This is a genomic window from Streptomyces sp. ActVer (genome assembly GCF_027270795.1).
Taxonomy (GTDB): Bacteria; Actinomycetota; Actinomycetes; order Streptomycetales; family Streptomycetaceae; genus Streptomyces; species Streptomyces umbrinus_A.
Genome location: NZ_JAPWHT010000065.1, coordinates 1 through 12,203 on the forward strand (window position 1 = coordinate 1; position 12,203 = coordinate 12,203).

Below are 12,203 nucleotides of genomic sequence, written 5' to 3' on the forward strand. Positions count from 1 at the left end.
CGAACAACTCAGACCGTCGCCGGCCCCGTCGTCGCCCCCTCGCGGCAGATCAGCAACAGCGCCCGGTCATCGTTCACGTCCTTCGCGACGGCCTCGATGAGGTGCCAGGCGGCGCCGTGGAAGCCCCCGGCCACATACCGGTCGGCCTCGCCGGTGAGGCGGTCGATGCCCTCGACGATGTCCCGGTCGGATGTCTCCACCAGTCCGTCCGTGAAGAGCATCAGGACATCTCCAGGCCGCAGCGAACCCTTCACGGGGTCGAACTGGGCCCCGTCGTACACCCCCAGCAACGGCCCCTCCGCGGCCTTCTCCTCCCAGCGCCCACTCCCCGCGCTGAGCTGAAGCCCCGGCGGATGCCCGGCCGAGAACAACTCGTAGTCGCCCGAGTCCAGGTCCAGGACCAGATGGATCGACGTGGCGAACCCCTCGTCCCAGTCCTGCCGGAGCAAGTACCCGTTCGCCGCGGGCAGGAAGGCGTGCGGCGGCAAGGACCCCAGCAGCCCTCCGAACGCCCCGGACAACAGCAGCGCACGCGACCCCGCGTCCATCCCCTTGCCGGAGACGTCCGTCAGGACAACCTCAAGCGTGCGGCCCCCGTTCGTACGGGCAGCGACGACGAAGTCTCCGGAGAACGACTGCCCGCCGGCCGGCCGCAGGGCCATCTCCCGATGCCAACCCATCGGCAGCTTCGGCAACTTGCTCTGCACCCGGATCCGCTCGCGGAGGTCGAACAGCATGGTCCCGCCCCGCCGCCACGGCACACCCACCCGGCTGCGGAACTGGGCGATCAGCAGCCCGAAGAACCCGCACGCGGCCACGACCAGCACGATCCCGGGCGTCACCCGGGACGGCCCCTCCGTGTACGGCCCGAGTTTCACGGACTCCACGATCAGCGCGGTGGCGGCCGCGGCGTACAGCCCGAGCAGACTCGACGGCCGCAGCAGCAGCCCGCCGGCGACGATCGGCAGGACCAGCAGCGCCGGCGAGCACCAGACCGAGTTCATGAGTGTGAGGCAGGCGATCACGGGAATGGTCAGCAGCAGACCGGCGAGCGCGACCCAGTCGGAACCGTCGCCGCGGAAGTAGTCGACAGCGGATCTGCGCAGGCCGGTGCGGACCCGGTGAACCTGCTTCTTCAACCGGGCCGTGAACGTATCGGCTTCAGCGCGCCGCTCTCGTCCTGCTGCCATTAGTTCGGGACCCTATCCATCGGACCAGGTGCTTGGCACGGGAGGTCCCACTTGTCCCCCGTCCGGGGACGGAAGTCACAGGGAATTCCGACCCTCGCAGAGCGTACGGCCGGATGCGGACCCGTCATCGCCGGGCGGGGAGAAATACAGTCGCTCATCCCGGATTGCCCTGGTAGGCATGAGGACATGACGACAGAACTGCGCGTGCTGCGCCCGGACGACTGGGACAAGTGGTACGGGAACCTGGAGCTCGCGTTCGGCGGGGTCGCGGAATCCCCCGAGGAGAGATCGCTGTGGAGCGACCTCACGGAACACGACAGGTTCGTCGGCGCCTGGGACGGCGACGACTGTGTGGGCACGGCCGGGGCGTTCACGTTCCGGGTCACCGTCCCGGGCGGCGCCGCCGTGCAGGCGGCCGGCGTCACGATGGTGAGCGTCTCCTCCACACACCGCAGGCGCGGTGTGCTGCGGTCGATGATGCGGCGCCAGCTGGACGACGTACGGTCCTGGGGCGAGTCGCTCGCCGTGCTCACAGCGTCCGAGCCGGTCATCTACGGCCGGTTCGGCTACGGCGTGGCGACACACCAACTGCGCGCCGAGATCGACACGTCCCGGGTACGGCTGTCGGTGCCGGAGGGCACGGACGACGTACGGCTGCGGCTCGTGGCGCCGGACGCACCGGCCGTACGCGACGCCTGCGAGGCCGTGTACGCGCGTCAGGCGGCGGCCAGGCCCGGGATGCTGGAGCGCAGGCCCGGCTGGGAGCGGCTGCCGCTGCTCGACCCGGAGAGCGACCGCAAGGGCACCTCGCCGCTGCAGTGCGTGCTTGCGGAGCGGGACGGCGAAGTCGTGGGCTACGCCCGGTACTTCAACAAGCCGGACTGGGACCTGGCCGGCCCCAAGGGCGCCGTCGAGCTGCGCGACCTGGAGGCGCTCGACCCGGCCGCGTACGCGGCGCTGTGGCAGCACCTCTTCGGCATCGACCTGACGTCGACGGTGAAGGCACACAGCCGTCCCGTCGACGACGCCTGGCAGCATCTGGTCTCCGACGTCCGGCGGTGCGGTGTGTCGCTCCGGGACTCGCTGTACGTACGGCTCGTCGACATCGGCGCGGCGCTGGAGGCACGGACGTACCAGGCGCCTGTGGACGTCGTGTTCGAGGTCGAGGACGCCTTCTGCCCCTGGAACGAGGGGCGTTGGCGGCTCACGGGTGACGCGAAGGGGGCGTCCTGCGCGCGGACGGCCGACGCGGCCGATCTCACCCTGTCCGTACGGGAGTTGGGTTCGGCCTATCTCGGTGGCGTGTCCCTCGCCTCGCTCGCCGCGGCGGGGCGGGTGCGGGAGCTGCGCCAGGGCGCCCTCGCGGAGGCCTCGCTCGGCTTCTCCTCTGTCGTGGCACCGTGGCTGCCGCACGGCTTCTGAGCCGTTTGAGCTGTTTGATCCGTTTCGGGTCAGCCCGCTGTCAGGTCTGACGGCTTTCAGGCTTTCTGGCAGGTCGGGCACCAGAAGAGGTTACGGGCGGCGAGATCGGCGGTGCGGATCTCGCCGCCACAGATGAGGCAGGGCAGGTTGGCCCTGCGGTACACGTAGACCTCGCCGCCGTGGTCGTCCTTGCGCGGCGGGCGGCCCATCGCCTCCGGTTCGTGCTCCGGGCGGACGGTGTCGATGCGGTTGTTGCGGACGCCCTCGCGCATGAGCGCGACCAGGTCCGCCCAGATCGCGTCCCACTCGGCCTGCGTGATGCCCTTGCCCGCCCTGTACGGGTCGATGCCATGCCGGAAGAGGACCTCGGCGCGGTAGACGTTGCCCACGCCCGCGATGATCTTCTGGTCCATGAGGAGGGCGGCGATCGCCGTACGGCTGCGGGAGACACGGCTGTACGCGCGGGCCGGTTCCGCGTCCTCGCGCAGGGGGTCCGGGCCCAGGCGGGCGTGTACCGCCTGCTTCTCCGTGTCCGTGATCAGCGTGCAGGTGGTCGGGCCGCGGAGGTCCACGTACGTGGTGTCGTTCGCGAGTCTCAGGCGGACCGTGTCCGTGGGTGGGGGTGCGGGAGTGGTGCCGAAGTTCACTTTGCCGAAGAGGCCGAGGTGGATGTGGATCCAGTCCTCGGACTCGAAGCGGAGGAAGAGGTGTTTGCCGTGGGCTTCCGCCGTGGTCAGTTCCGTGCCGTTCAGGAGGGCTGCCGCGTCTGCGAACTTGCCCTGGGGGCTGGTGACGTGCGCCCTGCGCCCGCCGAACCCGGCGAGGTAGTCCTCGGCCAGCCGATGAATGGTGTGCCCTTCGGGCACGGGGGCCTCCTGGTCGGGTTGCGGTACGAGCGGTTTCTCTTCCCCAGCCCCACCCCTTCCCGAAACCGGGGACTCCACCCCCGGACCCCCGTACGTGCGGGTTCGTCGTGGCTGGTCGCGCAGTTCCCCGCGCCCCTAAAAGGGGCGCGGGGAACTGCGCAGTCTTCAGCCCCTGCTAGCCCTGCGGGTGGTGGGCCGGGATTTCCGGGAGGGTGCCCGTCGTCTCGTACGTCGACAGCATGTCGATGCGGCGGATGTGGCGCTCGTCGCCGGAGAACGGGGTGCCGAGGAAGATCTCGACGAACTTGGTCGCCTCCTCCTCGGTGTGCATCCGCGCACCGACAGCCACCACGTTGGCGTCGTTGTGCTCCCGCCCGAGCGCCGCGGTCTGCTCGCTCCACGCGAGCGCGGCCCGCACACCCTCGACCTTGTTCGCCGCGATCTGCTCCCCGTTGCCCGAGCCGCCGATCACGATGCCCAGCGAGCCCGGGTCGGCCGCCGTGCGCTCCGCGGCGCGGAGGCAGAACGGCGGGTAGTCGTCCTGGGCGTCATAGATGAGGGGCCCGCAGTCGACGGGCTCGTGCCCGGCCGCCCTGAGCCACTCGACGAGGTGGTTCTTGAGTTCGAAACCGGCATGGTCGGAGCCGAGATACACGCGCATGGTCCGAGTGTGACACGCCGGTTTCCGATCGGCCCCGTCGGGGCAGGCGCACGAAATGCGCTGAGTCGCATGACGGAAAAGTGTGAGCAACACTACAGAACCTCAAGGAAACCTCAAGTAACGATCTGGATTCAAAGGTTCACGAATCCATTCGCCTGGGATTCACTGGACCGGCTCGTGCACCTCGTGTGCATCGCCCGTACACCGCTCGTACGGACTCCCCGTAGGAAATCCGCGGTATCCGCAGTATCCGCGGTGGCTCGTAGTCCCCCCACTCAGTCCCCTCCCCCACAGTCCCCGGCGCAAAGGAACACCGTCCTATGACCTCGCAGCCGACTATGACGAAGGCCGGAAACGGCCCCGACGGACCCGGAGAACCCGGAGGATCCGACGCCGGTCTCCAGGCCGGGCTCAAGAACCGTCATCTCTCGATGATCGCCATCGGCGGAGTCATCGGCGCCGGCCTGTTCGTCGGCTCCAGCTCCGGTATCGCCACCGCGGGCCCCGGCATCCTCCTGTCGTACGCCCTCGTCGGCACGATGGTCGTCCTCGTGATGCGGATGCTCGGCGAGATGTCCGCAGCGAACCCGACCTCGGGTTCGTTCTCCGCGCACGCGGACCGGGCGCTCGGCCGGTGGGCCGGGTTCTCGATCGGCTGGCTGTACTGGTTCTTCTGGGTCGTCGTGCTCGCGATCGAGGCGACCGCGGGTGCCGTGATCCTGGAGAGCTGGATCCCCGCCGTACCGCAGTGGGGCTGGGCGCTCATCGTCATGGTCGTCCTGACCGCGACGAACCTGGTCTCCGTCGGCTCGTACGGCGAGTTCGAGTTCTGGTTCGCCGGGATCAAGGTCGTCGCGATCGGCGCGTTCATCGTCATCGGCGGGCTCGCGGTCTTCGGCGTACTGCCGGGTGTCGACAGCGACACGGCAGGGCTCGGGAACCTCACCGACCACGGAGGGTTCCTGCCGAACGGGCCGGGCGCGATCCTCACCGGCATCCTGCTCGTCGTCTTCTCCTTCATGGGCAGCGAGATCGCCACCCTCGCGGCGGGCGAGTCGGAGAACCCGCAGCGCGCGGTGACCAAGTCCACCAACAGCATCATCTGGCGGATCGGCGTCTTCTACCTCGGCTCGATCTTCGTCGTGGTCACGCTGCTGCCCTGGAACTCGGACGCCATCCAGAAGGACGGCTCGTACGTCGCCGCCCTGAACTCGCTCGGCATCCCGAACGCCGGCGAGATCATGAAGTTCATCGTGCTGACGTCCGTACTGTCCTGTCTCAACTCCGGCCTCTACACGGCCTCCCGCATGGCCTTCTCGCTCGGCCGGCGCGGTGACGCGCCGAAGGCCTTCGCCCGTACGACCAGCCGTGGTGTGCCGATGACGGCGATCATCGCCTCGGTCGTCTTCGGCTTCGTCGCGGTGTTCTTCAACTACGAGTTCCCCGACTCGGTCTTCCTCTTCCTGGTCAACTCCTCCGGCGCGGTCGCCCTGTTCGTCTGGCTCGTCATCTGCCTCTCGCAGCTGCGGATGCGGAAGATCATCGAGCGCGAGACGCCGGAGAAGCTGGTCGTGCGGATGTGGCTGTACCCGTATCTGACGTACGCGACGATCGCGCTGATCGTCTTCGTCCTCGGCTACATGCTCACCGACACCGAGCACGACGGCCGCCAGACCGTACTGCTGTCGCTTCTTGTGGCTGCCGTCGTCGTCGGCATCGCGCTGGTACTGGAGAAGGTGCGGCGCGGGAAGGCCAAGGCCGCGCTCCAGGAGGAGCAGGACTCCGCCACGGTCTGACGGCTCGCTCGCTCGCTCGACCGCCTGATCCGTTCTCCGTACGACGCCTCCGTGGGACTCTCCACGGAGGCGTCGTCGTGTCTTCGGTCCGTGGGTCACAGGGGCGTGAAGCTGTCCCTGACCTCCTCGTAGACCGGGAGTGCGCGGTCCTCGACGTCCGGGCGGTACCAGGTCGTGATCTCGTAGTACTTGCCGTCCGCGTTGAAGCCGAGCAGCCGGGCGTGCCAGGGCAGTCCCTTGGCCGTGACCGTGTACTCCCAGACGACCGCGGGCGCGTCGCGGAACGTGGTCTCCTCCAGCCGGATCCGCTGGTAGTCGAGCCCCTTGCTGGTGTCCTTCTCCGTCTTCGTCCACTGGTCCATCAGGCCGCCCCGGGCCGGAGCCGCGTTGGCGAGGATCTCCTGTTTGCGGTCCGGGGAGCTGTAGTGGACCTCGGCGCCGCTCTGCACCACCCGTTCCCACCCCTCGGGCGGGACCCACGCGTACATGCCCGCCTCCGTACGGGAGCCCTCCGGGAGGGTGGGCGGCCGTGCGGTGCCCGCGACCGTGGGCGGCGGGGTGGTCGGAGTGCCGCCTGTGGAGGCGGACGAGGAGGAAGAGGGGGGAGAGGCCTTGTCCTTGTCGTCGGGGGATCCACCGAGCGCCGGGATCACCAGGGCGGCTACGACACCGGCGACGACCACACCCGCGACGGCCACGGCTCCCTTGCGGTTCCGGCTCCAGGTCCGGCTCCGGCGCGGGTCGGACGGCACGGCGGGTCCGAGCGGTTCGCCCGGCGGCATCGGGGCGGACCGGGGCCTTGTGGGGAGCGCGTTGTTCCCGTTGGCCGCCTGCACTGGCGCCTCTGTCCGCTCCGGCCGGATGCCGGACGCGTGGAAGGCGTATCCGGGTGCCGGAGCCGCTCCCGCGGAGGGGATCTCGGGAGTGCCCTCGGGCGGGGCTTCCGAGGACGCGTTCTCGGGGTCGGGGGGTGTGGGGCCGGTGGGGGTGGTGGGACCCGCAGGCCCGGTGGGCTCTGTGGGGAGCGGTTGGGGGGCGGGTTCCTCCGGAGCCGGCGTCGGAGCCGGGGTTGGAGTTGGAGTTGAGGTTGGGGCCGGGGTTGGAGTTGAGGTTGGGGCTGGGGCGGCGACAGCGGCGGGACCGGCCGCCTCCTCGGATTCGGTCGCGCTCCTCATCGTCGGCGTACGCCGTACCGGTACCGCGTCCTCCACCGGCTCCGTGAGCCTCGGATCACCCTCGCCCCCGCCCGTCGTCGGCGGTATGGCGGGCGGCGGCTCCAGGGCAGGGATCCGCAGGAACAGAGGTGTCGGACGTTCGGTCGGCGGCGGAGGTTCGACCGGTGGTGCCGGGGCCGCCGCTTGGGACTCCGGTGGTGCCTGACCGGCGACACCGGGTGAGGACTCGGCCGTACGGGCGGCCGCCGCTACGGCTCCCGATCGCGCCCCGGATTCCGGCCCGGACCCGGATTCAGGCCCGGCCCCGGACTCGGACCCGGGTCCTGGATGGGGCGCCGAAGCCGGACCGAATTCAGAACCCGCTCCCTCTCCCTCGCCCCCTCCTGTTCCCGTTCCCGTTCCGGGCTCCGCCGCCACTCCCGGAGTGGTCCGCTCCCCCTCCCCCAGGCCGGCCGGCCGAACCGGCTCGGTCGGCCCAGTCGGCTCAGCCCGCTCCGGACCGACCGCCCCGCCCTGCCCAACCGCCGTAGCCGGCCCGGCCGTCGCACCCGGCGGCGCGGAGGCCCCCGTACTCCCGTCCGCCACCGGCCCGAGGATCTCCGCCAGTTCCTCCAAGCCCGGCCGCATCGACGGGTCCTTGAGCAGGAGGGCCGACAGGACCTCTCTCAACTCCCCCGCCGCGGACGGGATCTCCGGCTCTTCGTACAGCACGGCGTGCAGGGTGGCGAGGGTGGTCGCGCGGGAGAAGGGGGAGCGGCCGCCGAGGGCCGCGCAGAGGGTGGCGCCGAGGGACCAGAGGTCGGACGGTGGGCCCTGGGGGCGGCCGGAGACCCGCTCGGGTGCCATGTAGTCGGGGGAGCCGACCAGCATCCCCGCCATCGTCAGCGCCTCGGCGTCCTGGATCGCGGCGATGCCGAAGTCGGTGAGGACGACCCGGCCCGCGCGCCGCTCGACCAGGACGTTGGCGGGCTTGATGTCCCGGTGCAGCACGCCCCCCGCGTGCACCTGGCCGAGCGCGGCGACCAGTCCGAGCCCGATCCGTGCCGTGCCGCGCGGGCTCAGCGGCCCGTCCTCCGTCAGGACCCTGTCCAGGGAGCGGCCGTCGACCAGTTCCATCACGATCCACAGCCGTTCGCCCTGGTCCACCACGTCGTACACGCGCACGACGTTGGGGTGGTCGATCCGGGCCGTGGCCCTGGCCTCGCGCAGGGTGCGTTCGCGGCGGGTCCGGGTGTCCTCCTGGTCCATGCCGTCTATGCGCATTTCCTTGACGGCGACCTGTCGGTCGAGGATTTCGTCGACGGCCCGCCACACCCGTCCCATTCCCCCCTGACCAATGCTCTCGGCCAGCCGGTAACGGCCCGTCACCAGCAATCCCGGAATACCGCCCCTCGTTATTTCCGGCACCCCCATGCCCCCCTTCAACACCCGCCACAGAAGAACCGCAAAGAAGCACAATGGTCACAACTTCGTGCCACACCAGCATAGTGGGGAGAAATCTTGTGGTACCACTTCAAAGACTGCGAATTCAGGCGCAGTCAGGGGGATACAAGGGGGACGAACATGAGTTCTCGTCGCATGACGATCGCCACAGGATCGCTGCTCACTGCATCTTTCTCGGCAGTGATGATCTTTTCCTTCTCCGCCGGTGCGGACGACCAAGGGCCGATGAGCGGCAAGGGGGGAAAGGCCGTTGACAAAGCACCCTCGGGTGTCGAGCTGACGACGCTGCTGCCCGAGAAGATCGAGGTCGACAACAGCTCACAGGAAACGGCGATTACCGCCACGGTAAAGAACGGGGGGACGAAGGACAGCGGCGCAATCCGACTGCTTGTGGTCGGTTTTGACGGCCTCTCGGTCAAGGGTGTCGAGGGCTGTGCGGAAATCGCCGAGAAAGACCTCCCCGAAGGTTCGAACAGTGGCTTCGCATGTGCCATCGACAATCTCGCGGCCGGCAAGTCGAAGTCGTACGCCGTGGACGCGACCTTCGATCTGAAGAAGGAGGGCAAGATCTGCCTGCCCGTCCAGGACGCCGACGGCACGAAGACGTTCTGGCAGCAGGGCCCGGTTCCCTTCGGCGCCAACAACCCGTCGCCGAACGCACCGGCCACACCGCTCCTGCTCGGCACCGACAACAGCCCGGTCACCCCGGGCAGCGACAAGGCCGGCGGCAACAAGTCGGGCGGCAAGGAACTGCCCAAGACCGGTCCGGCCGACCGGATCCTGCCGCTCGGCGCGGTCGGCGCGGCGCTGATCTCCGCGGGCGCGGCGGGCCTGTGGTGGACGCAGCGGCGGCCTCAGCGGAGCGGGTCGTAGGGCCCCCGATCCCCACAGCACGACAGGTACGCGTACGGCGCCGAGGGGCTGTACGACTCCGGAACGCACAAGAGGCTCGCCGGGCTGAAGTCGGTGTACGACCCGGCGAACCTCTTCCGCAGGAACTACGACGTGGCCGTCAGCCCTCGCGCTTGACGAACTTCCAGGCGGTGGGCAGCACGCCCATCGCGAGGGCGGCCTTGAGCGCGTCGCCGAGGATGAACGGGGTGAGGCCGGCCGCGATGGCCTGGGTCAGCGTCATGTCGGCGGCGAGCGCCAGGTACGGGACGCCGATCGCGTAGATGATCGCCTCGCCCAGGAGCATCGTGCCGGCCATGCGTACGACCGAGCGGTCGGCGCCGCGGCGGGCGAGGGCGCCCACGACGGTGGCCGCGAGCAGCATGCCGAGGATGTAGCCGAAGGACACGCTGGCGCCGGAGCCGCCCTCCGCGAACCACGGGACGCCTGCCAGGCCCATCAGCGCGTAGATCGCGAGGGAGGCGAGGCCTCGGCCGGTGCCGAGTGCGGTGCCCACGAGGAGGGCCGCGAAGGTCTGGCCCGTCACCGGGACCGGGGAGCCCGGGACCGGGACCGCTATCTGGGCCGCGAGGCCCGTGAGCGCGGCGCCGCCTGCCACGAGTGCGGCGTCCCTTACACGGGAGGCGGGGAGCAGGTCGGCGATTACCTGGCCCGGGCGGGTGGGGGCGACGGCGGTGGTCATGGGGGCTCCGGCGGGTGTGGGCAGTTCGGGACACGGTGACGCTATCCCAGGGGTGTTGGGGGTAGCACCGTCAGCGGTCGACAAAGGGGGGATCCGGTGTGTGGTGGACCTCTTACAAAGAGTGTGGTGTACACCCGTGGGGGCGTGATGCTGGTCACTGAGGTGGGGTGGGGTTCCCGACGGGGTGGTGGCTGACGCCGTCTGTAGGGTCCCGCCAAAGGGTTCTCGCCCCCGCCAAAGGGTTCTCGCCCCCGCCGCCCCTACCCATTCCCGTCACTTACTTGGGGGCTCCGCCCCCAAACCCCCGCTCCTGAAACGCCGGAGAGGCTGGTTTTCAGTGGGGGTCCGGGGGCGAAGAAAAGCGCCCCTGGCCGGACAGGCCACCCACCACCTACCCTTCACCCCATGGTCGCCCAAGCCAGGAACTTCGCGTCGCGTCGCTATGTCGATCTGCGACGCCAGGGCACGGCCACCTGTCGCCACCGCTGAGGCGGGCGCGGAGGGGATTCATCCGGCTCGCCGAGACGAGACAAGACAGCAGACGTCGGCGCAGTGTCGGACCCAGTTCCCGAGGAAGTCCTCCATGCCTCTCTCCTCCCTCGCACCCGCTCCCCTTCCCGTTCCCACCCGCCGAGCCGTCGACAGCGACCGCCGGCGTACCAGCGCCAGCGCCATCCTGCGGTCGGTGCTGGCGCACGGCCCGGTCGCCCGCAGCACCATCGCCCGGCTGACCGGACTCTCCCCGGCATCGGTCACCGACCACTGCAACCGCCTCACCGCACTCGGCCTGATCCAGGAGGCCGCAACACTCCGGCGGTCGAACGGAGTCGGCCGCCCCCACGTACCGGTCGACCTGGACGACTCCCGGTTCGTGGTCGGCGGCGTGCACGTGGCGGTGCCGTACACGACCGTCGCCCTCCTGGACCTGCGCGGCCGTGTCGTCGCCGAACGCCGCCTGAACCACGGGGAGGAGGGCGGGGAAAGCGACCAACAGGCCCCGCCCCCTGCCCCCGCCCAGGTACTGGCCGACGCCTCCTCCGGGCTGCGCGCCCTGCTCGCGGCCGCCCCCGACCGCGTCCCCCTCGGTGTCGGCGTGGCCACCGGCGGCTGGGTGGACCGGGACTCCGGGACGATCGTCGAACACCCGCTCCTCGGCTGGCGGGACGTCCGCGCGCGCGAGGTGATCCACGCGCTCACCGGCCTGCCCGTGCACGTGGACGGGCATGCGCGAGCCCTGGTCAACGGAGAGCGGCTCTTCGGGCGGACCGCCGGCGGCGGCCGCAGCCTGCTGCACCTCTTCGTCGGGAACGTCGTGGACGCCGCCTTCGCCACCCACGACGAGGTCCACCACGGCCCCCGTTCCCAGTCCGGCGCGATCGCCCATCTCCCGCTCGCGGGCGGCACGGAACGCTGCGACTGCGGCCGGACCGGCTGCCTGCAGGCCGAGTTGAGCGAGCGGACCCTGTGCAGGAGGGCGCGCGAGGCCGGGGTCGTCCGGACCTCCGACCCCATGCACGTCCTCGCCGCCGCGGCCGACGGCGACCCCGTCGCCGTACGTCTGCTGCTGCACCGCGCCCGGATGGTCGGCCGTGCGGCGGGGCTCCTGCTCGACGTGCTCAACCCGGACACGGTCGTCGTCACGGAGATGGGCGCCGTCCACCGGGAGGACTGCCTCGCCGCCCTGCGCGAGGAGGTCGGGCCTGACCGGGCGGCGGCCGTCGTGCCGACCAGTTTTCCGGACTCCGTGCTCGCCGTGGCCGGCGGTTCGGTGGCCCTGGACGTGCTCTACCGGGATCCACTGAGCATGCCGTCCAGCACGCCGTCGAGCAGTTCCTCGGGCTCCTCACCGGGGCCGATTTAATTCAGAAAATCCGAATGTTGACAGGCCTTGTGCCTGGCCAGGAGCATCGTGCCCATGAGCTGTCGCACTTTCTGTTGCTGACGCGTCGACCTGTTGCCGCTGACGCGTTGACGCACTGACGACGATCCACGGGCGTTCTTCACCCGCCGGTCCGTCCGCGTTCTTCGCCGATCCGCCGGCGTCCTGTGCCACCAC

General features: G+C 70.2%; 10 protein-coding genes. 5 read left to right on the forward strand and 5 right to left on the reverse strand.

Annotation, left to right across the window (positions count from 1 at the left end; all coding sequences use genetic code 11):
- Positions 1-8: 8 nt before the first annotated feature.
- Positions 9-1,190: a PP2C family protein-serine/threonine phosphatase gene (locus tag O3Q52_RS13705; protein ID WP_189837844.1), complete on the reverse strand. Its 1,182-nt coding sequence runs from the start codon at positions 1,188-1,190 to the stop codon at positions 9-11.
- 186 nt (positions 1,191-1,376) lie between these two features.
- Between O3Q52_RS13705 and O3Q52_RS13710 the strand changes: the two genes are divergently transcribed.
- A complete protein-coding gene (locus O3Q52_RS13710; protein WP_269649049.1) occupies positions 1,377-2,612 on the forward strand; it encodes a GNAT family N-acetyltransferase in 1,236 nt (411 codons plus the stop codon).
- A 56-nt stretch (positions 2,613-2,668) separates the two neighbouring features.
- Here O3Q52_RS13710 and O3Q52_RS13715 read toward each other — a convergent pair whose 3' ends face one another.
- Positions 2,669-3,478, reverse strand: coding sequence for an Fpg/Nei family DNA glycosylase (locus O3Q52_RS13715; RefSeq protein ID WP_269649050.1), 810 nt, complete (start codon positions 3,476-3,478; stop codon positions 2,669-2,671).
- Positions 3,479-3,653: 175 nt separating this feature from the next.
- Positions 3,654-4,139 (reverse strand): ribose-5-phosphate isomerase, encoded by a 486-nt coding sequence (locus O3Q52_RS13720; RefSeq protein ID WP_055618209.1) that lies wholly within the window; start codon positions 4,137-4,139, stop codon positions 3,654-3,656.
- Positions 4,140-4,459: 320 nt separating this feature from the next.
- Between O3Q52_RS13720 and O3Q52_RS13725 the strand changes: the two genes are divergently transcribed.
- The gene (locus O3Q52_RS13725; protein ID WP_269649051.1) at positions 4,460-5,935 is read left to right on the forward strand and encodes an amino acid permease; all 1,476 of its coding nucleotides are present in this window, start codon (positions 4,460-4,462) and stop codon (positions 5,933-5,935) included.
- Between the two features lie 95 nt (positions 5,936-6,030).
- On the opposite strand, the gene O3Q52_RS13730 is transcribed toward O3Q52_RS13725, so the two are convergent.
- Complete coding sequence (locus O3Q52_RS13730; RefSeq protein ID WP_332112904.1) at positions 6,031-8,478, reverse strand: protein kinase; 2,448 nt, start codon at positions 8,476-8,478, stop codon at positions 6,031-6,033.
- Positions 8,479-8,673: 195 nt separating this feature from the next.
- Between O3Q52_RS13730 and O3Q52_RS13735 the strand changes: the two genes are divergently transcribed.
- Both O3Q52_RS13735 and O3Q52_RS13740 read left to right on the forward strand, forming a co-directional pair.
- Positions 8,674-9,426, forward strand: a complete 753-nt coding sequence (locus O3Q52_RS13735) for a hypothetical protein (protein ID WP_269649073.1) — start codon at positions 8,674-8,676, stop codon at positions 9,424-9,426.
- Positions 9,427-9,510: 84 nt separating this feature from the next.
- Positions 9,511-9,582: a hypothetical protein gene (locus O3Q52_RS13740; protein ID WP_269649074.1), complete on the forward strand. Its 72-nt coding sequence runs from the start codon at positions 9,511-9,513 to the stop codon at positions 9,580-9,582.
- On the opposite strand, the gene O3Q52_RS13745 is transcribed toward O3Q52_RS13740, so the two are convergent.
- Complete coding sequence (locus O3Q52_RS13745; RefSeq protein WP_269649052.1) at positions 9,566-10,147, reverse strand: biotin transporter BioY; 582 nt, start codon at positions 10,145-10,147, stop codon at positions 9,566-9,568. The two genes, O3Q52_RS13740 and O3Q52_RS13745, sit on opposite strands and share 17 nt — an antisense overlap.
- Positions 10,148-10,730: 583 nt before the next feature.
- On the opposite strand from O3Q52_RS13745, the gene O3Q52_RS13750 reads away from it, so the two are divergent.
- Complete coding sequence (locus tag O3Q52_RS13750) at positions 10,731-12,008, forward strand: ROK family transcriptional regulator (protein ID WP_269649053.1); 1,278 nt, start codon at positions 10,731-10,733, stop codon at positions 12,006-12,008.
- Positions 12,009-12,203: the final 195 nt, after the last annotated feature.